This is a genomic window from Streptomyces sp. NBC_00539 (genome assembly GCF_036346105.1).
In the GTDB taxonomy this organism is placed as follows: Bacteria; Actinomycetota; Actinomycetes; order Streptomycetales; family Streptomycetaceae; genus Streptomyces.
Genome location: NZ_CP107812.1, coordinates 198089 through 224483 on the forward strand (window position 1 = coordinate 198089; position 26395 = coordinate 224483).

At 73.3% G+C, this 26395-nt stretch carries 24 protein-coding genes; 8 read left to right on the forward strand and 16 right to left on the reverse strand.

What is annotated here, in order from left to right:
• The first annotated feature begins 3 nt into the window (after positions 1–3).
• From rfbB to OG861_RS32985, 5 genes are read left to right on the forward strand one after another with little or no spacing between them, the layout of a single operon-like run.
• Positions 4–1032 (forward strand): dTDP-glucose 4,6-dehydratase, encoded by a 1029-nt coding sequence (gene rfbB / locus OG861_RS32965; RefSeq protein WP_329203105.1) that lies wholly within the window; start codon positions 4–6, stop codon positions 1030–1032.
• Complete coding sequence (locus tag OG861_RS32970; protein ID WP_329203103.1) at positions 1019–1609, forward strand: dTDP-4-dehydrorhamnose 3,5-epimerase family protein; 591 nt, start codon at positions 1019–1021, stop codon at positions 1607–1609. The genes rfbB and OG861_RS32970 overlap by 14 nt, the downstream gene beginning before the upstream one ends.
• Entirely contained in the window at positions 1606–2382 is a 777-nt protein-coding gene (locus OG861_RS32975) for a thioesterase II family protein (protein ID WP_329203101.1), read from the forward strand. Before OG861_RS32970 ends, OG861_RS32975 begins: the two co-directional genes overlap by 4 nt.
• Positions 2372–3796, forward strand: coding sequence for an NDP-hexose 2,3-dehydratase family protein (locus tag OG861_RS32980; RefSeq protein WP_329203099.1), 1425 nt, complete (start codon positions 2372–2374; stop codon positions 3794–3796). Before OG861_RS32975 ends, OG861_RS32980 begins: the two co-directional genes overlap by 11 nt.
• Before the next feature lie 11 nt (positions 3797–3807).
• Positions 3808–4836: a Gfo/Idh/MocA family protein gene (locus OG861_RS32985; RefSeq protein ID WP_329203097.1), complete on the forward strand. Its 1029-nt coding sequence runs from the start codon at positions 3808–3810 to the stop codon at positions 4834–4836.
• A gap of 58 nt (positions 4837–4894) precedes the next feature.
• On the opposite strand, the gene abc-f is transcribed toward OG861_RS32985, so the two are convergent.
• The 4 genes from abc-f to OG861_RS33005 form a co-directional block, all read right to left on the reverse strand.
• Positions 4895–6532 (reverse strand): ribosomal protection-like ABC-F family protein, encoded by a 1638-nt coding sequence (gene abc-f, locus OG861_RS32990; protein WP_443056826.1) that lies wholly within the window; start codon positions 6530–6532, stop codon positions 4895–4897.
• A 143-nt stretch (positions 6533–6675) separates the two neighbouring features.
• Positions 6676–6972 carry an antibiotic biosynthesis monooxygenase family protein gene (locus OG861_RS32995; protein WP_329203095.1) on the reverse strand — a complete coding sequence of 99 codons (297 nt, stop codon included), beginning with the start codon at positions 6970–6972 and terminating at the stop codon, positions 6676–6678.
• A gap of 55 nt (positions 6973–7027) precedes the next feature.
• The gene (locus OG861_RS33000; RefSeq protein ID WP_329203093.1) at positions 7028–7996 is read right to left on the reverse strand and encodes an aromatase/cyclase; all 969 of its coding nucleotides are present in this window, start codon (positions 7994–7996) and stop codon (positions 7028–7030) included.
• 103 nt (positions 7997–8099) lie between these two features.
• Entirely contained in the window at positions 8100–8921 is an 822-nt protein-coding gene (locus OG861_RS33005) for an AfsR/SARP family transcriptional regulator (RefSeq protein WP_329203091.1), read from the reverse strand.
• A 321-nt stretch (positions 8922–9242) separates the two neighbouring features.
• Here OG861_RS33005 and ccrA point away from each other — a divergent pair, with 321 nt between their 5' ends.
• Positions 9243–10586 carry a crotonyl-CoA carboxylase/reductase gene (gene ccrA, locus OG861_RS33010; RefSeq protein WP_443056818.1) on the forward strand — a complete coding sequence of 448 codons (1344 nt, stop codon included), beginning with the start codon at positions 9243–9245 and terminating at the stop codon, positions 10584–10586.
• Positions 10587–10599: 13 nt separating this feature from the next.
• Here the strand turns inward: ccrA and OG861_RS33015 are convergent, their stop codons facing one another.
• From OG861_RS33015 to OG861_RS33030, 4 genes are all read right to left on the reverse strand, one after another.
• The gene (locus OG861_RS33015) at positions 10600–11469 is read right to left on the reverse strand and encodes an AfsR/SARP family transcriptional regulator (RefSeq protein WP_329203089.1); all 870 of its coding nucleotides are present in this window, start codon (positions 11467–11469) and stop codon (positions 10600–10602) included.
• Between the two features lie 289 nt (positions 11470–11758).
• Positions 11759–12697 carry a DMT family transporter gene (locus OG861_RS33020; RefSeq protein WP_329203087.1) on the reverse strand — a complete coding sequence of 313 codons (939 nt, stop codon included), beginning with the start codon at positions 12695–12697 and terminating at the stop codon, positions 11759–11761.
• Between the two features lie 84 nt (positions 12698–12781).
• The gene (locus OG861_RS33025) at positions 12782–13576 is read right to left on the reverse strand and encodes a thioesterase II family protein (protein WP_329203085.1); all 795 of its coding nucleotides are present in this window, start codon (positions 13574–13576) and stop codon (positions 12782–12784) included.
• The gene (locus tag OG861_RS33030) at positions 13573–14940 is read right to left on the reverse strand and encodes an AMP-binding protein (RefSeq protein ID WP_329203083.1); all 1368 of its coding nucleotides are present in this window, start codon (positions 14938–14940) and stop codon (positions 13573–13575) included. Before OG861_RS33030 ends, OG861_RS33025 begins: the two co-directional genes overlap by 4 nt.
• Before the next feature lie 172 nt (positions 14941–15112).
• Between OG861_RS33030 and OG861_RS33035 the strand changes: the two genes are divergently transcribed.
• Positions 15113–15967 carry an alpha/beta fold hydrolase gene (locus OG861_RS33035; RefSeq protein WP_329203081.1) on the forward strand — a complete coding sequence of 285 codons (855 nt, stop codon included), beginning with the start codon at positions 15113–15115 and terminating at the stop codon, positions 15965–15967.
• A gap of 125 nt (positions 15968–16092) precedes the next feature.
• On the opposite strand, the gene gdhA is transcribed toward OG861_RS33035, so the two are convergent.
• Positions 16093–17448, reverse strand: a complete 1356-nt coding sequence (gene gdhA, locus OG861_RS33040) for an NADP-specific glutamate dehydrogenase (RefSeq protein WP_329203079.1) — start codon at positions 17446–17448, stop codon at positions 16093–16095.
• A 254-nt stretch (positions 17449–17702) separates the two neighbouring features.
• Here gdhA and OG861_RS33045 point away from each other — a divergent pair, with 254 nt between their 5' ends.
• Positions 17703–18191: an anthrone oxygenase family protein gene (locus OG861_RS33045; RefSeq protein WP_329203077.1), complete on the forward strand. Its 489-nt coding sequence runs from the start codon at positions 17703–17705 to the stop codon at positions 18189–18191.
• Between the two features lie 571 nt (positions 18192–18762).
• Here OG861_RS33045 and OG861_RS33050 read toward each other — a convergent pair.
• The 7 genes from OG861_RS33050 to OG861_RS33080 form a co-directional block, all read right to left on the reverse strand.
• Positions 18763–20022, reverse strand: coding sequence for a ketosynthase chain-length factor (locus OG861_RS33050; RefSeq protein ID WP_329203075.1), 1260 nt, complete (start codon positions 20020–20022; stop codon positions 18763–18765).
• Positions 20019–21290: a beta-ketoacyl-[acyl-carrier-protein] synthase family protein gene (locus OG861_RS33055; RefSeq protein WP_329203073.1), complete on the reverse strand. Its 1272-nt coding sequence runs from the start codon at positions 21288–21290 to the stop codon at positions 20019–20021. Before OG861_RS33055 ends, OG861_RS33050 begins: the two co-directional genes overlap by 4 nt.
• A 161-nt stretch (positions 21291–21451) precedes the next feature.
• Positions 21452–22363, reverse strand: a complete 912-nt coding sequence (metF, locus tag OG861_RS33060) for a methylenetetrahydrofolate reductase [NAD(P)H] (RefSeq protein ID WP_329203071.1) — start codon at positions 22361–22363, stop codon at positions 21452–21454.
• 76 nt (positions 22364–22439) lie between these two features.
• The gene (locus tag OG861_RS33065; RefSeq protein WP_329203069.1) at positions 22440–23423 is read right to left on the reverse strand and encodes a carbohydrate kinase family protein; all 984 of its coding nucleotides are present in this window, start codon (positions 23421–23423) and stop codon (positions 22440–22442) included.
• A 48-nt stretch (positions 23424–23471) separates the two neighbouring features.
• Complete coding sequence (gene metK / locus OG861_RS33070) at positions 23472–24683, reverse strand: methionine adenosyltransferase (RefSeq protein ID WP_329203067.1); 1212 nt, start codon at positions 24681–24683, stop codon at positions 23472–23474.
• 106 nt (positions 24684–24789) lie between these two features.
• On the reverse strand, positions 24790–25530 hold the full coding sequence (locus tag OG861_RS33075; protein WP_329203065.1) for an SDR family NAD(P)-dependent oxidoreductase: 741 nt from the start codon (positions 25528–25530) through the stop codon (positions 24790–24792).
• Positions 25530–26375 (reverse strand): AfsR/SARP family transcriptional regulator, encoded by an 846-nt coding sequence (locus OG861_RS33080; protein WP_329203063.1) that lies wholly within the window; start codon positions 26373–26375, stop codon positions 25530–25532. Before OG861_RS33080 ends, OG861_RS33075 begins: the two co-directional genes overlap by 1 nt.
• Between the last annotated feature and the right edge of the window lie 20 nt (positions 26376–26395).

Here is a 26395-nt window from a genome sequence, read left to right on the forward strand (position 1 = left end):
CACATGCGTGTCCTGGTGACCGGAGGTGCGGGCTTCATCGGCTCCCACTTCGTCAGAGAGCTGCTGGCCGGGTCCTACCCGGACCTCGGCGAGGGCGAGGTGGTGGTGCTGGACGCCCTCACCTACGCCGGGAACCTCGCCAGTCTCGACCCGGTGCGCGACCACCCCCGGCTCAGGTTCGTCCACGGCGACATCTGCGACGCCGGCCTGGTCGCGCAGCTGATGACGGGCACCGCGGTGGTGGTGCACTTCGCCGCCGAGTCGCATGTGGACCGTTCGATCGCCGACGCCTCCGCGTTCGTACGGACCAACGTGCTCGGCACGCAGACGCTGCTCCAGGCCGCCGTCGCCGCCGGCGTGGGCCGTTTCGTGCACGTCTCCACCGACGAGGTGTACGGGTCGATCGAGACGGGGTCGTGGCCGGAGGAGCACCCGCTGGCGCCCAACTCCCCGTACGCGGCCTCCAAGGCCGCCTCCGACCTCCTCGCGCTGGCCTGCCACCGCACGCACGGGCTGGAGGTGTGCGTGACGCGCTGCTCCAACAACTACGGCCCGTACCAGTTCCCCGAGAAGGCCATCCCGCTGTTCACCACCAACCTGGTCGACGGGCTCGACGTCCCGCTGTACGGGGACGGCGGCAACAGCCGCGACTGGCTGCACGTGGACGACCACTGCCGGGGCATCGCGCTCGTCGCGGTCAAGGGCCGGCCCGGGGAGGTGTACAACATCGGCGGCGGCACCGAGCTGACCAACCTGGAACTGACGCAGCGGCTGCTGGAGCTGTGCGGGCGCGACGCCGGCGCGGTGCGGCGGGTCGCGGACCGGGCCGCGCACGACCGCCGGTACTCGGTGGACACGGCGAAGATCTCGGCGGAGCTCGGGTACGCGCCGCGCGTCCCGTTCGCCCGCGGGCTGGCCGACACGGTGGCCTGGTACCGGGAGAACCGGGCCTGGTGGGAACCGCTGAAAGCGCGCGCCGCGCTGCCCGCGGCGCCCGGTGGGCGGCGGGCGGGTTCCGATGCGGATCGATGAAACCGTCCTGCCCGGCGCCTACCGGATCGTCCCCGACCGGATCGAGGACGAGCGGGGCCACTTCTACGAGGCCGCCCGCCACAGCCTGCTGACGCGCGCGACGGGCATGGAGTTCACCGTCCGGCAGGTCAACAACTCCGTCTCGCGGCGGGGCACGCTGCGCGGCGTGCACTGCAACGACGTGCCGCCGGACGCGAGCAAGCTCGTCACCTGCGTGCGCGGTTCGATCCTGGACTTCATGGTCGACCTTCGCGTCGGCTCGCCGTCCTTCGGCCGGCACGTCATGACCCGGCTGGACGCCGCCGACGGCACCGCCCTGTACCTGCCCGGCGGCATCGGCCACGCCTTCCTCGCCCTGGAGGACGGCGCCTGCGTGAACTACCTGCTGTCCGCCGAGTACGTGCCGGGCGCGATGGTCGACGTCGACGCCCTGGACCCGGAACTCGCCCTGCCGTGGGGGCTGACCGAGCCTCCCGTCCGGTCCGCCAAGGATGCTGCGGCGCCCTCGCTCGCCGAGGCCGTGGCGTCCGGCCGGCTGCCCCGCTACACGCCCCCCGAGGAGCTGAACCGACCGTGACCCTGCCCACCGCCACGCGCGCCCCGGCCGTCACCCGCGACGCGTGGCTGCGCCGCTTCCGCCCCCTCGACACCGCGGCCGTGCGGCTGGTGTGCTTCCCGCACGCGGGCGGCTCGGCCAGCTCCTACCTCCGCTTCGCCACCGCGCTCGCGCCCGGCGGGATCGAGGTGCTGGCCGTGCAGTACCCGGGCCGCCAGGAGCGTCGCTCCGAGCCCTTCGCGCGGAGCGTGGAGGAGCTGGTCGAGGCGCTGCTGCCGGAACTGCGGCAGTGGACCGGCCGGCCGTTCGCCCTGTTCGGGCACAGTCTGGGCGCCACGCTCGCGTACGAGACCGCCCGGCGGCTGGCCGCGTACGGCGAGGCGCCCGTGCACCTGTTCCTGTCGGGGCGCCGGGCGCCGACGGTGCCGCGCCGGGACACCGGACACCTGCTGGACGACGCGGAGCTGATCGCCATGATCTCCCGGCTCCAGGGCACCGATCCGGCGCTGCTCCAGGACGAGGAGCTGCTGCGCATGGTGCTGCCGGCGATCCGCAGCGACTACGAGATGGCGGGCGCGTACGTCCACCGGCCGGGGGCGGCGCTGCGGATGCCGGTCACGGTCCTGACCGGCGACAGCGACCCGAACGTCTGCGTCCAGGACGCGCAGCGCTGGTCGGAGGTGGCGGCCGGGGACTTCCGCCTGTGGGTGATGCCCGGCGGCCACTTCTTCCTCAACGACCGTACGCGATCCGTCTGCACCATCATCGAGGAGGCGCTGGAGCATGCTCACTGACACGGCGGCCCGGGCCGCCGACCGCGTGGAGACCGCACGCCGCCTGCTCGTCTCGGCCCGTACCCCCGACAGCCCGGCCATGCCGGTCGCCCAGGTGCCGTCGTGGCTGGCGGAGCGGGCCCGCGCGGGCGAGTTCCGGGTCACGCGGGTGCCGTTCGCGCAGCTGCGCGGCTGGTACTTCGAGGAGGGGACCGGGGACCTGCGGCACGAGTCGGGCCGCTTCTTCGCCGTCGAGGGACTCCACGTCCACGCCGACGCCCTGCCCGCCGGGGGCTGGAGGCAGCCGATCATCGTGCAGCCGGAGGTGGGTCTGCTGGGCATCGTCGCCCGGGAGATCGACGGCGTGCTGCACTTCCTGATGCAGGCCAAGATGGAGCCGGGCAACATCAACACGCTCCAGCTCTCGCCGACCGTCCAGGCCACGCGCAGCAACTTCACCGGCGTGCACAAGGGCCGCCCCATCCCCCACCTCGACCTGTTCCTGCGGCGCGGGCGGGCCCGCGTGCTGGTGGACGTGCTCCAGTCCGAGCAGGCCGACTGGTTCCTCGCCAAACGCAACCGCAACATGATCATCGAGGTGGACGAGGACATCGAGACGGGGCCCGAGTTCCGCTGGCTGACCTTCGGCCAGCTGCTGCGGCTGCTGCACCTGGACAACGTCGTCAACATGGACACCCGCTCCATCCTCGCCTGCCTGCCCACGGCCGGCGCCGGCGACGGCGCGTCCGCCGGCCCGGTGCTGCGCTCCTTCCACGACCCGTCGGCGGCCTCCCGGCACACCATGCCGGAGATCCTCAGCTGGCTCACCGGCATCCGGGCGCTGCGCGAACTGGTCCAGCGCCGGATCCCGCTCGACGCGGTCGCCGAGGACGGCTGGCGGCGCACCGGTGAGGAGATCGGCCACGACAGCGGCCGCCGCTTCCGCGTCATCGGCGCCGACATCCGCGCCAGCAACCGCGAGGTGGCGTCCTGGTCGCAGCCGCTGATCCAGCCGCAGGTGCCGGGGCTGATGGCGCTGGTCGTCAAGCGGATCGGCGGCACCCTGCACGCGCTGGTGCAGGCCCGCGTCGACGTCGGCCACCTCAACGTCGCCGAACTCGCGCCGACCGTCCACTGCCGCCCCGCCGACCACACCGGCCCGGGTACGCAGCCCTTCCCGCCGTTCCTCGCGGACGTCCTGGCCGCTCCGGCCGGCCGGGTCCGCTACGACGCGGTGCAGTCCGAGGAGGGCGGCCGCTTCTACCACGCGGAGAACCGGTACGTGATCGTCGAGGCGCCCGACGCGTTCACCGAGGACGTGCCCGACGACTACGCCTGGCTGACGTTCGCCCAGCTCACGGAGTTGCTGGCGTACGGCAACCAGCTCAACGTCGAACTGCGCACCCTGGTGGTCTGCGCCCACACGCTGTACTGAGGGACACGCCCATGCCCACGCCCGTGCCCGCCCCCGCGCAGACCCCCGGGCCGGCCCCGCTGCGCCTCGGCGTCCTCGGCTGCGGTGACATCGCCGCCCGCCGGACACTGCCCGCGCTGCTGCGCACCCCGCAGCTCACCCTGGCCGGCGTCGCCGCGCGCGACCCCGCGCGGGCCGCCGCGTTCGCGCGGCGGTTCGGCGGGACACCCGCCGCCTCCTACGAGGCGCTGCTGGAGCGAGCCGACGTGGAGGCCGTCTACCTGTGCCTGCCGACGCTGCTGCACGCGCGGTGGGCCGAGCGGGCGCTGCGCGCGGGCAAGCACGTGCTCGTGGAGAAGCCGCTGGCCACGAACGGGGCGGATGCCGAGCGGCTGTTCCGCCTCGCCGGGGAGCGTTCGCTGGTCCTGCTGGAGAACTTCATGTTCCTCCACCACGCCACCCAGCGGACGGTGTCGGGGCTGCTGGCGGCCGGCACGCTCGGCACGGTCCGCGCCGTGTCGGCGGCGTTCACCATCCCGCCCCGTCCGCAGGGCGACACCCGCCTCGATGCGGCGGTCGGCGGCGGGGCGCTGCTCGACAACGGCGTCTACCCGCTGCGGGCCGCCCTGCGCTTCCTCGGCGGGGACCTGTCCGTCGCCGGGGCGGTGCTGCGCCACAGCGAGCGGCACGGCGTGGACCTCTCCGGCTCCGTGCTGCTGGCCGCGCCCGACGGGGCCGCGGCGCACGTCCGGTTCGGGATGGAGCACCACTACCGGTCCTGGTACGAGATCCAGGGCAGCGCGGGCACCCTGTCCGTCGACCACGTGTACACGACGGCCCCCGACCACGCGCCGGTCGTCCGCCTCAGCGTCGGGACGGACCACACCGAGGTGCGCGTGCCCGCCGAGGACCACTTCGAGGCCGTGCTGCGGTACTTCGCCGGCGCCGTGCGGGAGCCGCGGCGCGCCGCGCCGGGCCTGCAGCTGCTCGGTGAGGAGTCGCGGCGGCAGGCCGCCCTGCTGGATGCGGTCCGCGGGGCGGCCCACCTCGTCGCCGTGTGATGCGGCGCGGGGTGCAGCGTCACGGTGTGACGCGGCGCGGCGCGCCGCACCGGGGGTGTCACCCCGTGTACGGCGCTCCGTCGCGCAGCTCCAGGTGGGTCCCCTCGAAGCCGCGCCGCATCCGCCGGTCGTGCGTGACGGTGACCACCGCGCCCGTGTACTGCGCGAGGGCCTCCTCCAGCTCCTCCACCAGCAGCGGGGACAGGTGGTTGGTGGGCTCGTCCAGCAGCAGCAGGTCCACCGGCCGGGTCACCAGGCGCGCCACGTCGATGCGGCGGCGCTGGCCCACCGACAGCGAGCCGACGGGCAGCTCCAGCTCGGACGCGCGGAACAGGCCGAGCGCCAGCAGCTGTTCGGCGTACTCGTCGGGGTGACCGGGCCGGCCCTCGGCGAACTCGGCCAGCACCGAGCGGCGGGGGTGCTTGGGGGCCTCGTCCTGACGCAGCCAGCCGGTGTGCGCGGCCCGGCGTACGGTCCCGCGGTCGGGGGTCAGGTCCCCGGCGAGCACCCGCAGCAGGGTGCTCTTGCCCGCGCCGTTGGGCCCGGTGACCAGGAGCCGTTCGCCGGGTGCGATGGCCAGCGCGTCGATCCGCAGCCGGCCGGCGACCTCGACGCCCGAGATTTCGGTCAGGGGGCCGTCCGTTCCGGTCGGCGCCTCCTCGTTCCCGACGGCGAGGGATGCGGTGAAGCGCAGCGGCTCGGGCGGGGCGGGCACGGGGTTCTCCCGCAACCTGCGCAGCCGTTCGTTGGCGTTGCGGGCCTTGCCGGAGGTGGCCGTGGAGGAGGACCTGGCGCGGTGGTGCTCGGAGCCGCTGAACGCCCAGGGGCCCTTGGAGGCGATCGAGGCGAGCATCCGGCCGGCGTTCTCGGCGAGCTTCTCCTGGCGGGCGATCTCCTGGAGGTGGTCCTCGTACTCCTGCTCCCAGCGGGCGCGGGCGGCGGCCTTGGCCGTGAGGTAGCCCTGGTAGCCGTTGCCGTAGCGGTTGACGGTGCGCCGGTCCGGGTCGACCTCCAAGATGGCGGAGGTGACGGCTTCCAGGAACGCCCGGTCGTGGGTGATGACGACGACGGTGCCCCGGTGGTCGCGCAGCCGCTTCTCCAGCCAGTCGACGGCCTGGTCGTCCAGGTCGTTCGTCGGCTCGTCCAGCAGCAGCAGTTCGGGGGCGGCGGCCAGGGTCGCGGCCAGCGCCAGCCGTGAACGCTCCCCGCCGGAGAGGGTGTCGACGGCCCGGGCCCGGTCGAGGCCGGGCAGGCCCAGGCCGTGCAGGGCGGCGTCGGCGCGGGCGTCCGCCTCGTAGCCGCCGCGCGCCTCGAACTCGGCGAGCAGGTCGCCGTAGGTCTCCAGGAGCCGGGGGTCGTCGTCGACGAGCGCGTCCTCCGCCTCGTGCAGCTTGCGCTCGACCTCACGCAGGTCGGCGAACGCCCGGTCCAGTACGTCCTTGACGGTGGCGCCGGCGGGCAGTTCCAGCCGCTGGGGCAGGTAGCCGGTCCCGCCGGGGGCGGCGACGGTCACGTCACCGTTGTCGGCGCTCTCGACGCCGGCGATCAGCCGCAGCAGCGTCGACTTGCCCGATCCGTTGTCCCCGATGACGCCGGCCTTCTCGCCCGGCTTGACCGTCAGCGACACCCGGTCCAGCACCACGTGGTCGTCGTAGCGTTTGGTGACCTCGTCCAGCGAGAGCTGGGAGTGAGCCAGGGACGCGGTGGGTGAGGACATTCGCATAGACATGCTCCTGGTCGTGCGGGTCGGTCCACGGTCGACCCTGCCCCGGGACGCTCGAGCCGTACTGGACCGGCGCTGGAAGGCTCGTACAGCCGGTGCGGGGGCCGGCGGGCGGCTCAGGCGACGGCCGCCTCGCCCGCGACCGCCTCGTACAGGCCCGGTTCGGGCGCGGCGAGTTCGGCCAGTTCCTCGCTCAGCCTGCGGTAGCCGTCCTCGGCGACGGCGGCCCGGTGCGCGTCGGCGTCCTTCCAGACGGACAGTTCCACGAACACGTCCGCGGCGCCGACGAGGCGCAGCGTCTGGTGGCTGACGCAGCCGGGCTGGGCACTGAGGAAGCGCGTGAGACGGTTCCTGGCCGCGAGGAACCGGCGGAGGTCGCCGTGGACGCTGAGCTTGTTGACGAAGGTCACCATGGTGGTCGCTCCTGTCGGGGTGCGGTGCGCTGCGGGCGCGGGCGGTGGGGGCGGGTCATCTCCCCGGGGTGAGGACGCGGACGGCGGATTCCGCGTACCGGCGGGCACGGTGCAGCGTGGCGGTGCTCGCGGCGCCCAGGGTGCTGCGTACGTGGTCGCGGGCCTGGGCGAGGTCGACGCCGGGGCCGAGGAGCTCCTCGACGTCCTCCTCGCGCAGGACGACGCTGTGGCGGGCGACGGCGGTCAGCCCGTTCTCGTCGGGCACCAGCGACCATTCGCCGGTGTGCGCGGCGAGCGGCAGGGGGCCGCGGGTCTCCTTGAAGACGATCCGCCCGGCGTGCGGGAAGCAGACCCGCACGGATTCGGCGGTGTGGGTGCGGCCGTCCGCCGCGCGGGTGTCCAGGCTCAGCAGCTGCACCCCGGTGCGGTCCTCGCGGACGTCGGCGCGGGTGACGTCGGGCAGGTGGGCGGGCCAGTCCTCGGCCCCGTAGAGGAACGCGTAGACGAGTTCGGCGGGGCCCTGGACGCGCACGGAGTCCTCGAAGGTGAGCAGGAGGTCGTCCAGGCGCGTCCAGCGCTCGGCGGTTTCCTTGAGCCGGGCCAGTTCCGCGCCGCTGTTGGCGTCGGTGGCGCGGGTGACCCACTCGGCGTCGGCCCGGTTGTCGTCCGCGACGGTGAAGTGGTGCAGCAGGGTCAGCCGGGACCGCCCCGGTCCCCGCTCCTCGACGGCCCAGCGGCCTCCCATGGAGGTCGCGGGCGGCGCGGGGACCTCCTGGTGGAAGTCGATGGTGCGGGCGGCGCTGTCCAGGGACCGGCGGGAGATCCAGGACGTGACGGTGCCGCCGGCGGTGGCCCACATGCCGAAGCGGTCGTGGGTCCCGTCGAAGTCCAGCCGTTCGACGTGGATGCTCGGCGGGATGAACAGCGGCCACTGGGTGGTGTCCGCGAGCAGCGCGTAGACCACTCCTGCGGGCGCCGCCACGTCCACCGCGTACGACGTGTGACGCACACGTTCACCTGACATCGGCTCACACCTCTCTCGACCCCCGGCCTCCGACCATCGCGCCGGGTGCCGGAGAGCCGGTCGACGGTGCCTCGAACCGCGGTCGGGCGCCGGCTCGCCGGGCCTACGCGGCGAAGAGGTCGAAGGTGGAGGAGCGGCGCGGGCCGGCGACGACGTCGAGGGCGGGGTCCACGGTCAGCATCGCCTGGTGCAGGCGCTGGAGCTGCGGGCTCGGTTCGACGCCGAGCTCCTCGACGAGGCGGGCGCGCAGCCGGCGGTACACGTCGAGGGCGGTGGCCTGGCGGCCGGAGCGGTAGAGGGCGACCATCGCCTGGGAGTGCAGGCCCTCGTGCTGCGGGTGACGGGCGATCAGCCCGGTCAGCTCCACGATGAGTTCGGCGTGCCGGCCCAGGCGCAGGTCGACGTCGATGCGCCGCTCCAGCGTGACGAGCCGGCTCTCTTCCAGCCGCAGCACCTCGATGCCGAGGATGGGGCCCACGTGTACGTCGACCAGCGCCGGGCCCTGCCACAGGGCGAGGGCCTCGCGCAGCCGGGCAGCGGCGGCCGCGTCGTCACCGGCGTCGAAGGCCTGCTGGCCGGCGCGCACGAGGCTCTCGTAGGTGTGGACGTCGACGGCCTCGGGGGCGATCTGGAGCAGGTACCCGCCGTGCCGGGTGGCGATGACGTCCTTCGCGCCGGTGCCGGCGCCCGGACCCATGGCCGTGCCCAGGCGCCGGCGCAGCTGGAGGATGTACGTCTGCAGGGTGGTCAGGGCGCTCTGCGGGAGTTCCGTCCGCCAGAGCTCCTCCATGAGGGTGGGGACGGGGACCACCCGTCCCGGATACAGGGACAGGAGCGCCAGTATCTGGCGTGGTTTTCCGGCCGTCGGAACGATCGAGCCCCCGTTGACCTCCGCACTCAACGGACCCAGAACCTGAATCTTCACGGTTGCCTCCGCAGCTGGTCGTATTCCGTCGGTTTTCGGCCTTGACAGTCGAACGGTAGCGAAGCGTGGGGCCGCTTCCCCGAATGGTCCAGCACCTTTCCAGGGATTCTCGACCCCGACCTCGGTAAGCGATCACACCAGCTATGACCTGCGAGATCATCGAGTGTTTCCTCAGGTGTTCCGCTCCACCGGGGAACCGGCCGACGGGCATGTCAATTCTTCCGCCGGTTTTCTCCGGGTTGTGAAAAGTGACCGGCGGGGGGTCCGGAAACGCCCTTACCCTGTCCGGAACCGTCCCCTCTATTTCGCAAGGGAATTCACGTGGACGAGATCGTCAATGCCCTGCTCTCCGAGACCGCGACGCCGGCCGACTTCGCCGCGCTGGCGCTGCCGGACTCGTACCGCGGGAACGTCGTGCGCCGGGACGAGACGGACATGTTCGAGGGGATGGCCTCGGCGGACAAGGATCCGCGCAAGTCCCTGCGGCTCCAGGACGTCCCGACGCCGCAGCCCGGGCCGGGCGAGGCGCTGGTCGCGGTGATGGCCAGTGCCGTCAACTACAACACGGTGTGGTCCTCGATCTTCGAGCCGTTGCCGACGTTCGGGTTCCTGGAGCGCTACGGGCGCCTGTCGGAGCTGACCAGGCGCCATGACCTGCCCTACCACGTGCTCGGTTCGGACCTGGCGGGCGTGGTGCTGCGTACGGGCCCGGGCGTCAACCGGTGGAAGGCGGGCGACCGCGTCGTGGCGCACTGCCTGTCGGTGGAGCTGGAGTCCGCCGACGGGCACGGTGACACGATGCTCGATCCGGAGCAGCGGATCTGGGGCTTCGAGACGAACTTCGGCGGTCTGGCGGAGCTGGCGCTCGTCAAGTCGAACCAGCTGATGCCCAAGCCCGAGCACCTGACGTGGGAGGAGGCCGCAGCTCCCGGTCTGGTGAACTCCACCGCCTACCGCCAGCTGGTCTCGCGCAACGGCGCCGGCATGAAGCAGGGTGACAACGTCCTGATCTGGGGCGCCAGCGGCGGCCTCGGCTCGTACGCCACCCAGCTGGCGCTGGCCGGGGGCGCCAACCCGATCTGCGTGGTGTCCAGCCCGGAGAAGGCGGACATCTGCCGTGCCATGGGGGCGGAGGCGGTCATCGACCGCAGCGCGGAGGGCTACACGTTCTGGAAGGACGAGCAGACGCAGGATCCGCGGGAGTGGAAGCGCTTCGGCAAGCGCATCCGCGAGCTGACCGGCGGCGAGGACGTGGACATCGTCTTCGAGCACCCGGGCCGCGAGACCTTCGGCGCCTCGGTGTACGTGACCCGCAAGGGCGGCACCATCGTCACCTGCGCCTCCACCTCCGGGTTCCGGCACGAGTACGACAACCGCTACCTGTGGATGTCCCTCAAGCGCATCATCGGCTCGCACTTCGCGAACTACCGCGAGGCCTGGGAAGCCAACCGCCTCATCATCAAGGGAAAGATCCACCCCACCCTTTCGAAGGTGTACGCGCTGGAGGACACCGGCCAGGCCGCCTACGACGTCCACCGCAACCTCCACCAGGGCAAGGTCGGCGTCCTCGCCCTGGCCCCGGAAGAAGGCCTGGGCGTACGCGACCACGAGATGCGGGCCAAGCACCTGGACGCCATCAACCGCTTCCGCCCGCAACCGGCTTAGCGGCCGCCCCGGTTCAGCCGACGCGGACGAGCCGCTCGTCGGGGTTCTGGACGGCCGCCGCGGACACGGCGGATGCCGCGGGCTGGGCGGCCGCCGCGGCGCCGGCCGCGGCCTCCGGGCCGGCCATGAGGATCGAGCGCTGGAGCCTGCGCAGCGCCACCGACGGCTCGATGCCCAGTTCGCGCACCAGGGTGCCCCGCAAGCGCTGGTACACGTCGAGGGCCTCACCGCGGCGTCCGGAGCGGTGCAGGGCCAGCATGAACTGGCCGTGGAGGTTCTCGTGGGTGCGGTAGCGGCTGGCGAGGACGGTGAGTTCGGCGAGCAGCTCCCGGTGGCGGCCGAGCCGCAGGTCGGCGTCGATGCGCTGGTCGAGCGCGCACAGCCGGGTCTCCTCCAGGCGGCGGCACTCCATGTCCAGTTGCACGCCGCCCGCCACGTCGGCGAACGCGGGCCCGGACCACAGGGCCAGCGCCTCGCGCAGCAGACGGGCTGCGCCGGGGTGGTCACCGGCGTCCATGGCGCGGTAGCCGAGGCCCGCGAGCCGGTCGAACTCGCGGACGTCGCTGGTGCCGCCGTTGCTGTCGAGCAGGTAGCCGCCGGGCAGGGTGACGAGGACGTCCTTGGCCGTGCGCGTGCCGTCGCCGCCCTGTTCGAGGGCGGTGGTGATGAGCGAGCGGAGCTGGAGCACGTACGTCTGCAGGGTGGTACGGGCGCTGCGCGGCGGTTCACCGGCCCACAGCTCCTCGATGAGGGCCGACACGGGCACGACCTGGTCGGCGTGCAGGGCCAGGAGCGCCAGGACCTGCCGCGGCTTGAGGGCGGTCGGCGTGATGGAGACTCCGTGCTCCCGCACCGCCAGTGTGCCAAGTACTTCGATGTCCACGCGTACTCCCCTGTCCGTGGATGAGCCTGCCTCAGTAAAAAACAGGCCCCACGGTTTGTCAATATCAAACCAACTGCGCCGTTTTCATCAGGGGTAACCTCACGGAACGCCGCCCCACACTCGCCGTCCACCCGTACCGCGCTCCACAACGGCCCCAACCTGTACCCGGATCCGACCTGACGCCCACTCAAAAACAGACCAAGGAGTCTGTATTCTGGGGTGTTCCTGGCACGCGAAAGGGCGACGGGGCACCCCCGCCGCCCTTTTCCGGCACCTCACCCGCCGCCGGTCACGGCCGGTCGGCGGCCTCCTTCGCGACCGGCGCGTCCGCGGGGGCGGGGCGTGTGCCGCGCGTCCGGGAGACCGCCACACCGCCGAGGCAGATGGCACCGCCCAGCAGGGTCAGCCAGCCGGGCACCTCGTCCAGGAGGATCCAGGCGATCAGCACCACCACGGCGGGCACCGCGTACGTGGTCGCGCCCATCTTCCCGGCCGTGGTGCGCGACAGCGCGTACGTCCAGGTGGTGAAGGCCAGGGCGGTCGGGAAGAGGCCCAGGTAGACCATGTTGAGCGTGGCGCCCAGCGGCGCCTCGGGCAGCTGCGCGAACAGCTGCCCGGCGAACGGCAGGGTGACCGCCGTACCGACGAAACAGCCGTACGTGGTCACCTGGAGCGGACTCGCGTGCCGCAGCGCCGGCTTCTGCGAGACCACCCCGGCCCCGTAGGTGAGCGCCGCCAGCAGGCAGAGCAGCACACCGGTCAGGGAGGAGCCGCCGCCCTTGGAGGTGGACAGCCCCACGACGGCCGCGCCCACGAAGGAGACGGCCATGCCCGCCAGCAGCATCGGCGGGAAACCCTCCTTGAGGATCCAGCCGCTCAGTAGGGCGATGACGATGGGACCGATGTTGACGACCATCGCCGCGGTGCCGGCGTCGACGCCCTGCTCCCCCCAGTTCAGGGCCACCATGTAGAGCCCGAACCACAGCACACCGGAGGCGAGGATCCCCGGCCAGGCCTGCCGCGACGGCGGCGGCACCCGCTTGACCAGCAGCACCACGCCGAGTGCGAGCGAAGCGGTCAGGAGCCGGCCCAGAGCCAGGGCGCCGGGCCCGAAGTGCTGGGCCGACGCGCGGATGGAGACGAATGCGGAGGCCCACATGACGACGGTGACTGAGGCCGCTAAGAGGGCACGGTGATCGGTTCTGGGAGCGCCAGCCGTTTGATCCATGCGAGCAACGTACCCACGCCCGTCCGCCCTGCCCAGATCGTTGCTCCCGATCCGGCCACCCGCCTACCGCCCCGGCCGCCCGGGTCAACCGGCCGGTGCGGGACGGCCCGTGAAGGCCGCCAGGTCCTCGATGACGGCCCGGGTCACCGCCTCGCGCTGCTCATTGAGGTAGAAGTGCCCGCCGGGGAAGGAGCGGAAGGTGAACGCTCCCCCGGTCAGCTCCCGCCAGGCCATGGCCTCGGGCACGCCGACGCGCGGGTCCGACTCCCCGGTCAGCACGCTGACGGGCGTGCGCAGCGCAGGGCCCGGTCGGTGCCGGTAGGTCTCGACCGCCTTGTAGTCGCCGCGCAGCGCCGGGAGGATCAGCTCCCGCAACGCCGGGTCGGCCAGCAGCCGGGCGTCGGTCCCGGCGAGGGCGGTCAGCGTCGCGATCAGCGCGTCGTCGCCCTGGAGGTGGACGTCCTCCTCCCGGTCCAGGAGCGCCGAGCGGCGCCCGGAGACGATCAGCCCGCGCGGGGGTACGCCGGCGCGCTCCAGGCTGCGCGTCAGCTCGTAGCCGACCAGCGCGCCCATGCTGTGCCCGAACACGGTCAACGGCCGCCCCCGCCAGGGCCGCAGCGCCTCTTCCACGCCGTCGGCCAGGGCGGCGATGCTCCCCGGGACCGGCTCGTCGATCCGCTCCTGACGCCCGGGGTACTGGGCGATGAGCACCTCGGCGTGGGCGGACAGCGCCGGGGAGAACGGGCGGTAGTAGGCGGCGCTGCCGCCCGCGTGCGGGAGCACCAGCAGGACGGGTGCGTCCGGTGAGTGCGGTCCGGCGTCGAAGCGGCGCAGCCAGGGACTGCCGGTGGTGCGCATGGCGCGGTCGAGCCCGTTCACCGCCGCTCCCCCGTGAGGCCGTCGGGTCCGTCCGTGAGCAGCAGCCTCTTCTGCGGCTTGCCCATGGCGTTGCGCGGCAGCGACGCGACGAAGCGCACCTCGCGGGGGCGCTTGTGCACCGACAGGTGCGAGGCGACGAAGTCGGTGAGTTCGGCGCCGGTGACGCCCTCGGCCACGACGAACGCCACGATGCGCTGCCCGAGGTCGGTGTCCGGGACGCCGACCACGGCCGCCTCGCTGACCTTGGGATGGTCGAGCAGGGCGTTCTCGATCTCGCCCGCGCCGATCCGGTAGCCACCCGACTTGATCATGTCGATGGAGGCCCGGCCCACGATGCGGTGCACGCCGTCCTCGTCGACGGCGGCGATGTCACCCGTACGGAACCACCCGTCCTCGGTGTACGCGGCCGCGCTGGCCTCCGGCCGGCCCAGGTATCCGGCGAACAGGGTCGGCCCGGTGAGCTGGAGTTCGCCGATCTCCGCGCCGGGTTCGGCGGCGATACGGGTCCGTACGCCGCGCAGCGGGGTGCCGACCGTACCGGGGTGGACCTCGCCGCCCGCGCGGCCGCTGACGGTGATCAGGGTCTCGGTCATGCCGTACCGCTCGACGGGCCGGTGGCCGGTCAGGGCTTCCAGGTCCCGGAACACGGGCGCGGGCAGGGCGGCGCTGCCCGAGACGAGCAGCCGGGCCCCGGAGAGGGCGGCGGCCGCCCGGGGTTCGGCGGCGACGCGGGACCAGACGGTCGGCACCCCGAAGTACAGGCTGCCGCCGGCCGCGGCGTACGCCTCGGGAGTGGGCCGGCCGGTGTGCACGAGGCGGCTGCCGGTGCGCAGGGCGCCGAGCACGCCGAGGACGAGGCCGTGTACGTGGAACAGGGGCAGGCCGTGTACGAGGGTGTCCTCGGCGGTCCACTGCCAGGCCTCGGCGAGGGCGTCGAGGTCGGCGGCGATGGCGGCCGCCGTGAGCACCACCCCCTTGGGCGGACCGGTGGTCCCGGAGGTGTAGAGGATCAGCGCGGGTTCCCCGTCGGCGGCGGGCCGGTGTCCGCGGTCGGGGCCCTTGCGCGCGAAGTCGACGTCGATCTCGACCGCCCCGGAGTCGCGCAGGATGTGCTCCCGCTCGGCCGGCCCGGCGTCGGGCGGCAGCGGTACCAGCGGCACCCCGGCCAGCAGCGCGCCGACGGCGGCGGCGACGGTCTCCAGCGACGCGGTCGCGGTGACGGCGAAGGCGGGGGCCCCGGTGTCGGTGGCATCGGCCGCCACCGCCCTGGCGGCGCCCAGCAGTTGCTCGTACGAGCAGACCCGTCCGGCGACGCTGACCGCGTCGGCCCGATCCCCGTACACCCCGTTCAGTGCGGTAAGCACGCGCGACTCCTCGTTAGTGGTCCCCCCAGGCTACGACCCGGCCCCGACCCCACCCCCCGGAGCCGGCCCCCGCCGGCGTTCGAGGCGTGCGGGGCGGAGCCACGCACAGCAGCAGTGACCGGGCGACCCGACGTGATCTTGCTCGGGAGATCGTTCTGTCGGAGGCTGAGGCATGCAGAATTCACCGACGTTCATATTCGTGCACGGGGCCTTCGCGAACTCGTTCTCGTTCGCTCCGCTACAGGCCGAACTCGCCCTGCACGGGCACCGCTCGCTCGCCGTCGACCTCCCGGGGCACGGTTTCGAGGCCACTTTCCCCGCGGCCTACCAGGCTCCCCAGGACCCGGACGCACTCGCCGCGGAACCGGGCGGCATCAAAGGGGTCGCGCTCGCCGACAACGCGGCCCGCGTGATCGAGGTCCTCGAACGGGCCAAGCGGAACGGGCCCACCGTCCTCGTCGCGCACAGCAGGGGCGGCGTCACGGCCACCGCCGTCGCCAACGCCCGGCCCGAGCTGATCGACCGGATCGTCTACGTCTCCGCCTGGTGCCCCGTCGATCTGGCGGTGGGCGACTACTACGCCCAACCGGAGATGGCGGACGTCGACGCGACGGCCTTCGCCTCCACGTTGGTCGGCAACCCGGCCGAACTCGGTCTGCTGCGGGTCAACTTCCGTACCGCCGACCCGGCGGCGCTCGCCGCGTTCAAGGCGGCGTTCGCCGCCGACCTCACCGATGACGAGTTCCGGACCGTCCTGAACACCTTTCAGCCCGACGAGAACCTCGACGTCGGTACGTCCGCCGACCGCGCGCGGGCCGCGACCTGGGGCCGGGTTCCCAAGACCTATGTGCGCCTGGCCGACGACGCCAGCATCCCGCCCGCCGCCCAGGACCGCATGATCCGCGAAGCCGACGCGCTCACCCCCGACAACCCCTTCGAGGTCCGGACGCTCCCGGGGAGCCACCTGAGCTGGCTCGTCCACCCGGAGCCCGCGGCGAAGCTGCTCGCCGACCTCGTGGCGCACTGACACCCGCCCGCCCCGCAACCCCCGGACGGTCCGGAGGTGCCCGGGGTGGGCGCCCCGGCCGGGCCCGCGCGTCGGACGGCGTCGCGAACGGGCCCGGCCGGGCGCTCAAGGCCTGCGGGCGAGGGTCAGATCACGCCCTGCGCCAGCATCGCGTCGGCGACCCGCTCGAAGCCGGCGATGTTCGCGCCCGTCACGTAGTCCCCCGGCGCTCCGTACCGCTCGGCGGTCTCGTACGACACGGCGTGGATCGACCGCATGATGCCGGCCAGTTCCTCCTCCACCCGCTCGCGCCCCCACGCCACGCGCCCCGCGTTCTGCGCCATCTCCAGCGCGCTGACCGCGACACCGCCCGCGTTCGCCGCCTTGCCGGGGCCGAACGCGACGCCCGCCTCCTGCAGCACCCGTACCGCCTCCGGCGTCGTCGGCATGTTCGCGCCCTCCGACACCGCCTTGACCCCGCCCGCGACCAGCGTCCGCGCGTCCTGCGCGCCGAGCTCGTTCTGCGTGGCCGACGGGAAGGCCACGTCCGCCGGGACCTCCCAGACCCGTCCGCCCTGCACGAAGCGGGCCGACGACCCGCGCCGGGCGGCGTACTCGCTGATGCGGCCGCGCTCGACCTCCTTGATCTGCTTCAGCAGCGCGAGGTCGATGCCCTTGTCGTCGACCACGTAGCCGGAGGAGTCGGAGGCCGTCAGCGGGTTGGCGCCCAGCTGCTGGAGCTTCTCGATCGTGTAGAGGGCGACGTTGCCGGAGCCCGAGACCACCGCGCTCAGGCCGTCCAGGGACTCGCCCCGCACCGCCAGCATCTCCGCGGCGAACAGCACCGAGCCGTAGCCGGTGGCCTCCGGGCGGATCGCGGAACCGCCCCAGCCCTGGCCCTTGCCGGTGAGGACGCCGGCCTCCCAGCGGTTGGTGATGCGCCGGTACTGGCCGAACAGGTAGCCGATCTCACGTCCGCCGACGCCGATGTCACCGGCCGGGACGTCGGTGTGCTCGCCGATGTGCCGCGACAGCTCCGTCATGAACGACTGGCAGAAGCGCATGACCTCGGCGTCGGACTTGCCGTGCGGGTCGAAGTCGCTGCCGCCCTTGCCGCCGCCGATACCGAGGCCGGTGAGGGCGTTCTTGAAGATCTGCTCGAAGCCGAGGAACTTCACCACGCCGATGTCCACGGACGGGTGGAAACGCAGGCCGCCCTTGTACGGGCCGAGCGCGCTGTTGAACTCGACCCGGTAGCCGCGGTTGACCTGCACCCGGCCCCGGTCGTCGGTCCACGGCACGCGGAAGAGGATCTGCCGCTCCGGCTCGGTGATCCGCTCGACCAGCGCCACGGCCGGGTCGGCGTACTCGGGGCGGGCGGCGAACACCGGGGCGAGGCTGTCCAGGACTTCCCTTACCGCCTGGTGGAACTCCGGCTGCGCGGGGTTGCGGCGCTCGATGTCGGCCCGGAGGGCGTCCAGCCTGTCCTTGGGGTCCTTCACGGTGTGTTTCCTCTCGGAGGGTGGCAGGCGGGCGTGCGGGCCCAGGCGGGAGAGTACCGTGCGCCGCCACGACCGGGAGAGGGCTTCCGTCCCCTGGACCGCCCCTACACCGACCCCAGGAACCATTCCTCGAACCTGCCCTGAGTCCCGCTGGAGCCGTGCGCTCCGGCGTGCGTTCGCCGCCTGCCGCGGCGCGAGGGGCCCGTAGGATCGGCGGGACGCAAGGGGCCGGTCGACCGGGGGAGAGCACCCGTATGGAAATGGCACGTTCGGCGTCACTCGTCGCCGCGACGATCACGATGGGTCTGGTCAGCGGCCTCTTCTACGGCTTCGCCGTGTCGGTGATGCCCGCCCTGCGGCGCACCGACGACCGGACCGTCATCGAGGTGATGCAGCGCATCAACGTCGCCATCCTCAACGGCTGGTTCGTCCTCGGCTACATCGGCGCCCTGCTCTTCACCGGCCTCGCGCTGGTCCTGCACGCCTTGTCCGCCCGCACCGCCGTGCTCGGGCCGCTGGCGGGGGCGTTCGTGTGCTACCTCGTCGCGATGGGTGTCACGGCCCGCGTCAACATCCCGCTGAACAACGCCCTGGAGAAGGCCGGTCCGCCCGCCCGGATCGCCGACGCGGCCGCAGTCCGCCGCGGCTTCGAGGGGCCGTGGGTACGGGCCAACGTCTGGCGCACGCTGCTGTGCACGGCGGCCACCGGTCTGCTCGCCTGGGCGCTGGTCCTGACGCCCTGAGCCGGCCCGCGCGGTGCCGCCGCGCGCGGCTCGGGCGTGGACGTGCAGCGGCTCCGCGGCCGGAGCGTGGACGACGTGCCCGCGCTCCACGGCGCCGCCGGTCTCCTCGTATCCGAGGCGGGTGGGGACCAGTCCGGGAACCGGGCGTGATCGCAGGAGAGGACGCGGTCGCCATCGACGGCCGGGCCGGGCAGCGACCGGCTGCGCGCTAGGCGCGCGAGGGACTCACCCCGGTCGAGGGCGGGAGTCTCGTCTCTCCCACCTTCGTCGAAGTCGCCGGGGTGCGGGGTGGCACGAGGGCCGGCGCATCGCCCTCCCGACGGGCGTGCCCGGGACCCCGCGGTACGCGTCCGCCTCGGCGGCGTCCTCGCCCCCGGAGATCGCCTTCGCGCCGAAGGGCCCGCCGTGGCACGGCGCGTCGGCCGTCTCGCCCGCGGGCAGCAGGGGCCTCCCCGTCGGTACGCGGCCGTAGCGCAGGCAGGTGCCGCCCGGCTCGGCCTTCTCGACGGTCCTCGTGTCCCGGGGCCCCCGGACGGTCTTCGGGGCCCCCGGGTCCGTCACCAGGCGGCCGTCAGGCGGCGCGTACCACCACGGCCGCGTTGAAGCCGCCGCGGCCGCGGGCCAGGACCAGGGCGGTACGCAGCCGGTCGGGCCGGCGTACCTCGGTGACCAGGTCGACCGGGCAGTCCGCGGCCGGCGGCCCCGCGTTGACGGTCGGCGGGATCACCCCGTCCCGCAGGCAGAGCAGGGCGGCCGCCAGGTCCAGGGAGGCGCCGCCCGCGGCGAGCCGGCCCGTCATGGTCTTCGGCGCGGTCACGGGGACGCCGTACGCGCCGAACAGGGCGGCGAGGGCGCCGGCCTCCTCGCGGTCGGCGGTGCGCCGGCCGGCGGCGTCGGCGAAGACCACGTCGACGTCGGCGGCCTCCAGCCCGGCGTCCCGCAGGGCGAGCCGGGCGGCGGCGCCCAGGCGCGGGGTGCCGCCCGAGCCGGGCGGCGGGTCGAAGGTGGCGGCGTACCCGGCGACGGCCCCGTACAGGGCGGCGCCCCGCTCGCGTGCGTGGTCCGCGTCCTCCAGGACGAGCAGGGCGCCGCCCTCGCCCGCGACGTGGCCGTCCGCGTCGGCGGAGAACGGCAGGTACGCCCGGTCCGGGTCCTCGGCGGTGCTCAGTTCGCCTCCGGCGAGGTGCGCCGCCCAGCCCCACGGGCACAGGGAGGAGTCCACCCCGCCGGTCACCAGCAGCCGTACGCCGCTCTTGCGGAGCTGGCGGCGGGCGTGGGCGACCGCGTCGAGGCCGCCGGCCTGCTCGGTGACCAGGACGCCGCTGGGGCCGCGCAGCCCGTTCCTGATGGAGATCTGGCCGGTGTTGACGGCGTAGAACCAGGCGAAGGACTGGTAGGCGCTGACGTACTGGCCGCCCTTGCTCCACAGTTCCTGGAGTTCCTTCTGGCCGAACGCGTAGCCGCCCGCGGAGGCCGCGGTGATGACCCCGGCGCAGAAGTCGGGCAGGGCGGACACGTCGACGGCCGCGTCGGCGAGGGCCTCGTCGGCGGCGGTGAGGGCGAGCCGGGTCATGTGGTCGGTCTGGGGCAGCAGCCGGCTCGGGATGTGGTCGGCCGCGTCGAAGCCCGGCACCTCCCCGGCGAGGCGGGCGGGGTACTGCCCGGCGTCGAACCGGCCGACCGGGCGGATGCCGCTCTCGCCGCGCAGCACGGCCCCCCACCACGCTTCGGTGCCCAGGCCGTTCGGCGCGGCCACGCCGATGCCGGTGACGACCGGCGCGGTGGAACCGGTGGCGGGGCGGGCGGAGTCGGGGGCGGGGGCGGTGGTCATGCGGCATCTCCCAGGCGCGGGCGGGTCAGGACGATGGCGCTCTGGAAGCCGCCGAAACCGCTGCCGACGCTGAGCACGGTGTCGGTGCGCTGCTCGCGCGCGACGAGCGGGGTGTAGTCCAGGTCGCAGGTGGGGTCGGGGGTGTGCAGGTTCGCGGTGGGCGGCACGGTGTTGTGCTCGATGGCCAGGGCGCAGGCGGCCACCTCCAGCGAGCCGATCGCTCCGAGCGAGTGCCCGATCATCGACTTGATGGAGCTGACGGGCACCTCGTAGGCGTGCTGCCCGAGGCTCCGCTTGAAGGCGGCGGTCTCGTGGCGGTCGTTCTGCTTGGTGCCGGAGCCGTGGGCGTTGATGTAGTCGACGGCGCCGGCGTCCAGCCGGGCCTCGTCCAGGGCGCTGTCGATGGCGGCGGCCATCTCCGCGCCGTCGGAGCGCAGTCCGGTCATGTGGTACGCGTTGCAGCGGCCGGCGAACCCGGCGATCTCGGCGTAGACGTGGGCGCCGCGGCGGCGGGCGCTCTCCAGCTCCTCCAGGACCAGCACGGCCGAGCCCTCGCCGAGGACGAAGCCGTTGCGGGTGGCGTCGAAGGGCCGCGAGGCGGTCCGCGGGTCGTCGTTGCGCGGCGAGGTCGCCTTGATGGCGTCGAAGCAGGCCACGCTGATCGGGGAGATGGGTGCCTCCGTGGCGCCGGTGACCATCACGTCGGCGCTGCCCTCGCGGATCAGCTCGGCGGCGTGGCCGATGGAGTCCAGGCCCGAGGTGCAGCCGGTGGAGACCATGGACACGGGTCCCTGGGCGCCGACCCGCCAGGCCACTTCGGCCGCCATCGAGCTGGGGACGAAGTAGTCGAACAGGTGCGGGGCGGCCAGGGTGTGGTCCACCTGCCAGGTGCTGCCGCCCAGGCTCACCGCGTTGTACTGGTCGTCGAGGCCCATGGTGCAGCCGACCGCGCTGCCTAGGGTGACCCCGGTGCGCTCCGGATCCGCGTCCGCCCCGTCCAGGCCGCTGTCGCGCAGCGCCTCGCCGGCCGCGACCAGCGCGAACTGCGCCGCCCGGTCGAGGCGGTGGGCCTCTTCGGCGGTGAATCCGTGGGCGAGGGGGTCGAAGTCGACCTCGGCGGCGATGCGGGAGCGGTACCCGGTGGCGTCGAAGAGGCTGATGGGCCGGGTGGCGGTCGTCCCGGAAGTGAGCAGGGACCAGTACTCCTTGGTGCCCACTCCCCCGGGCGCGACCACGCCGATTCCGGTGATGACGACGCGTCGGCTCATTGGGTGTTCCTTCACGGGTGAGTCCTATGGGTGGTGAGCTTGGCCAGCTCCGCTCGACGGCAGGTCGAGCGCGGGTGGTGGGCGCACCCGCAGGCGCCCGTGGCCCCCGGCGTGCGGGGGCCACGGACGGCTCGCCACGGACTCGGCGCTCCCCGTGCTGCTCAGCGCGGGGCGGCGAGCAGGGGCCGGGCGGCGGCGCTCGGCGAGCCGAGGATGTTGCGGTGGATCTCCAGGGTCGCCGTGGAGCGGTTGAGGGTGATGTAGTGCAGGCCGGGGGCTCCTTCCGCCAGCAGCCGCTGCGCCATGGCGGTGGCGTACTCCACGCCGATGCGGTGCCCTTCCTCCGGGTCGTCGCGCGCTGCTTCCAGGCGCTGCGCGAGGGACGGCGGGAACGCGGCGCTGCTGAGCTCGGCGAAGCGCCGGATCTGGCGCACGTCGGTGGCGGGCATGATCTCCGGGATGATCGGGGTGTCGCAGCCCGCCGCGGTGACCCGGTCGCGCAGCCGCAGGTAGTCCTCGGCGTGGAAGAACATCTGCGTGACGGCGTAGTCGGCGCCGGCCCGGCACTTGGCCACGAAGTGCCGGATGTCGCTGTCCCAGTCCGGCGAGCGGGGGTGCCGCTCCGGGAAGGCCGCGACGCCCACGCTGAACTCCCCGGCCCTCCGGACCAGCGAGACCAGCTCGTGGGCGTGGTGGAAGCCCTCCGGGTGCGCTGTCCAGGGCGCGTTCGGATCGCCCGGCGGGTCGCCGCGCAGGGCCAGGACGTCGAGGACGCCCGCGTCCGCGTACTGGCCGAGGATGTGGCGCAGTTCGGCGACGGAGTGGCCGACGGCGGTGAGGTGGGCGACGGGCCGCAGGGTCGTCTCTGCGGCGATCCGCTTGGTGACCTCGACCGTCCGGTCCCGGGAGGAGCCGCCGGCCCCGTAGGTGACCGATACGAAGGACGGTGAGAGGGGTTCGATCCGACGGATCGCGTCCCACAGCACGCGGGTTCCCGCGTCGGTCTTCGGCGGGAAGAACTCGAAGGAGTACGAGGGCCTCCCGCTGCGCAGCATCTCGCGCAGTACGGTCATCTGCGCCCTCCCGCCCGGCCCGGCGTCCCGCCCGTGGGCGCGCGGCCCCCGGGCGTCCCGCTCCCGCACTTCCCCCTCATGCGCGCCCCGCCAGACCCGGCTCGATCTCCCGCGCCGCGGCGCTGCCGTAGACGCGGTCGATACGGGACAGCAGCTCGGAGGGGAGCAGCTTGTACTCCTGCGTGCCGACCGATTCGAGGACCACCGTGGCCAGCGCGCAGCCCAGTTGGGCGGCCCGCTCGTACGGCAGGCCCCAGGACACGGCGGCGAGGAAGCCGGCGCGCAGGGCGTCGCCCACGCCGGTCGGGTCGGCCGCGGCGTCGGTGAGGACGGCGGGGACGTCCGTACGGGAGGCGCCGGCCGTCAGGATCGAGACCCCGTCGGCGGCGCGGGTCACGACCCAGGTGCCGACCCGCTCCAGCACCTGCTCCTCGTCCCAGCCGGTGCGTTCGCGCAGCAGTGCGCTCTCGTACTCGTTGGTGAACAGCAGGTCCGCCCCGTCCACCAGCAGCCGGGTCTGCTCGGTGTCGAGCCGGGCGAGCTGCTGCGAGGGGTCGGCGGCGACGGGGATGCCGAGTGCGTGTGCCGCAGCGGTGTGGCGCAGCATCGCGGCGGGGTCGTCGGCGCCCACGAGGACGAGGTCGAGGCCGCCCACGCGCTCGTGGGTCTCGGCGAGGTCGATCCTTCCCGCCTCGGCCATGGCACCCGCGTAGAAGGTGGCGATCTGGTTCTGGTCGTCGTCCGTGGTGCACACGAAGCGTGCCGTGTGCAGGGTCTCGCTGACGCGGACGGAGGTGGTGTCGACGCCCGCTTCGCGCAGCCGGGCGCCGTATTCGGTGAAGTCGAGGCCCGCGGCCCCGATGAGCAGGGGCCGCAGGCCCAGCCGGCCGAGACCGACGGTGATGTTGGCCCCGACGCCGCCGTGGCGGACTTCGAGGCGGTCGGCGAGGAAGGACAGCGAGACCCGGTCCATCTGTTCGCTGATCAGCTGGTCGGCGAAGCGTCCGGGGAAGACCATGAGGTGGTCGGTGGCGATGGAGCCGGCCACGGCGATACGCACAACGATTCTCCTTGGAGTGTGGCGGGGCCAGTTGGCGCGGACCGGCGTCTACCGCAGGCCGGCGGCGGCGCGCAGGGCGTCGACGCGGTCGGTGCGCTCCCAGGTGAAGTCGGGCAGTTCGCGGCCGAAGTGGCCGTAGGCGGCGGTCTGGGCGTAGATGGGCCGCAGCAGGTCCAGGTCGCGGATGACGGCGGCCGGGCGCAGGTCGAAGACCTCGCCGATGGCTTCCTCGATCTTCGAGGTCTCCACCTTCGCGGTGCCGAAGGTCTCCACGAACAGGCCGACGGGCTCGGCCTTGCCGATGGCGTACGCGACCTGCACCTCGCAGCGCGAGGCCAGACCGGCGGCGACCACGTTCTTGGCGACCCAGCGCATCGCGTACGCGGCCGAGCGGTCCACCTTGGACGGGTCCTTGCCGGAGAACGCGCCGCCGCCGTGGCGGGCCATGCCGCCGTACGTGTCGATGATGATCTTGCGGCCGGTCAGGCCCGCGTCACCCATCGGGCCGCCGATCTCGAACCGGCCCGTCGGGTTGACCAGCAGCCGGTAGCCCTCGGTGTCCAGCTTGATCCCGTCCTGCGCCAGCCGGTTCAGGACGTAGTCGACCACGTGCTCGCGGATGTCGGGGGTCAGCCGCGCGTCGAGGTCGACGTCGGCGGCGTGCTGCGAGGACACCACCACGGTGTCGAGGCGGACGGCCTTGTCGCCGTCGTACTCGATGGTGACCTGGGTCTTGCCGTCGGGCCGCAGATAGGGGACGGTGCCGTCCTTGCGGACCTCGGACAGCCGGCGGGAGAGCCGGTGCGCGATGTGGATCGGGAGCGGCATCAGCTCGGGGGTCTCGTCGCAGGCGTAGCCGAACATCAGGCCCTGGTCGCCGGCGCCCTGCTTGTCCAGCTCGTCGCCGTCGCCTTCGACACGCTGCTCGTAGGCGGTGTCGACGCCCTGGGCGATGTCGGGGGACTGCGCGCCGATGGACACCGACACGCCGCAGGAGGCGCCGTCGAAGCCCTTCTTCGAGGAGTCGTAGCCGATCTCCAGGATCTTCGCGCGGACGAGCTGCGCGATCGGCGCGTACGCCTTCGTCGTCACCTCTCCCGCGATGTGCACGAGACCGGTGGTGATCAGCGTCTCGACCGCCACGCGCGAGGTCGGGTCCTCGGTGAGGAGCGCGTCGAGGATCGTGTCGCTGATCTGGTCAGCGATCTTGTCGGGGTGGCCCTCGGTCACGGACTCCGAGGTGAACAGGCGACGGGACACGGGCGGATTCCTTCTGTGGTGTGGGCGGGAGGCGACAGTCTCCGACCCCTCTGGAGATCCGCTCGAGGACCGGAAGCGGCCCTGCCCAGCAGCGGTGTGGCCCGCCTCACCAGGCGAGGCCCCCGTTGACCTCCAGGACGTGCCCGTTGACGTAGGCCCCGGCGTCGCCCGCCAGGTAGACGGCGGCCCCGGCGATCTCGCGGCCGGTGCCCATGCGGCCCAGCGCCACCTTCGGCGCGTACGTGCTCCACACCGCCTGGTTCTGCTTCAGCAGCCGCCCCATGCCCTCGTCGATGAAGCCGGGGGCCAGGCAGTTGACGACGATGCCCTTCGGCGCGAGTTCCAGGGCGATGACCTTGCTGAACATCTCCACAGCCGCCTTGGTCGCGCAGTACGCGGACGCTCCCGGGGCGGGCCGGCTGCCCAGCGCCGAGGACATCGTGATGATGCGGCCGCTACCGCTCCGCTCCAGGTACGGCACGGCCGCCTGCACGCAGTGGAAGAGGCCGTTCACGTTCGTGTCGACGACCTCCGCCCAGTCCGCGCCGGCCAGCCCCGCCGCGGGCCCCGGCCGGCTCAGACCGGCGTTGGCCATCAGGATGTCGACCCCTGCGAACCGGTCCGCCGTCGCCTCCATCAGCGCGCGCACCGATTCCGGGTCGCGTACGTCGGTCTGCCGGAAGACGGCGCGGCCGTCCAGGTGCGCCAGGGCCCCCTCCGCCCCGGCCTCGCCGCGCGCGGCGACGACGACGCGCGCGCCCTCCGCGACGAACGCCTCGGTGATCTTGAGGCCGAGGCCCTTCGTCCCGCCGGTCACCACGGCGACCCGGCCCTCCAGTGCCCCCATCAGGTACCGGACCGCACCGCGAACCGCTCGCCGCCGGCCCGGGGGGCCGCGGCGCCGGGCGGTCCGGGGACGCGCCCGGGGACGCGCCTGGGGGCGGGGCTCAGCAGCCGGGCCTGGAGCTGCCTGAGTTCCGGCGAGGGTTCCATGCCCAGCTCGTCGGCGAGGATCCGGCGGACGTTCTGGTAGGCCCGCATGGCTTCCGCGCGCCGGCCGGCGCCCACCAGGGCCGCGATGAGCCGGCTGTGGAACCACTCGTTGAGCGGGTAGTCGTTGGTGAGCTTGCGCAGTTCCGGGATGGATTCGCGGTTCAGACCCAGCTGCTCCTGCGCCTCGATCCGGATCTCGAAGGCCCGTACGCGCAGCTCCTCCAGGTGCACGAGGTGGCCGGTGAGCACATCGCCGACGGGGTGGTTCGACAGCGCGGGCCCGCGCCACAGGTCGAGCGCCTGCCGGACGCTGCGCAGCGCCGCGCCCGGGTGTCCGCCGCCGAGTTCGGTACGGGCCTGGGCGACGAGCCGTTCGAAGACGCGGATGTCGATCTCGGTGTCGTCGGCGAGGATCCGGTAGCCGGGCGGGCTGGTGACGATCAGGGAGCGCCCGGCCGGCACCAGGTCCTCGCTGACCAGCATCCGGCGGGCGTGGTACACGTACGTCTGGAGAGTGGTGACGGCGCTGCGCGGCGGTGTGTCGCCCCACAGCTCATGGATGAGCGCTTCCGCCGTGACGATCTCATGGGGCCGGGTGAGCAGCAGCGCCAGTGTCTGGCAGACCTTGGGGGTCCCCGGCCGGTACACCCGTCCGTCGTCGGAGACGATCTCGAACGGGCCGATGAGATTGAAACGCATGGGAGATGGCTCCTCGTCAA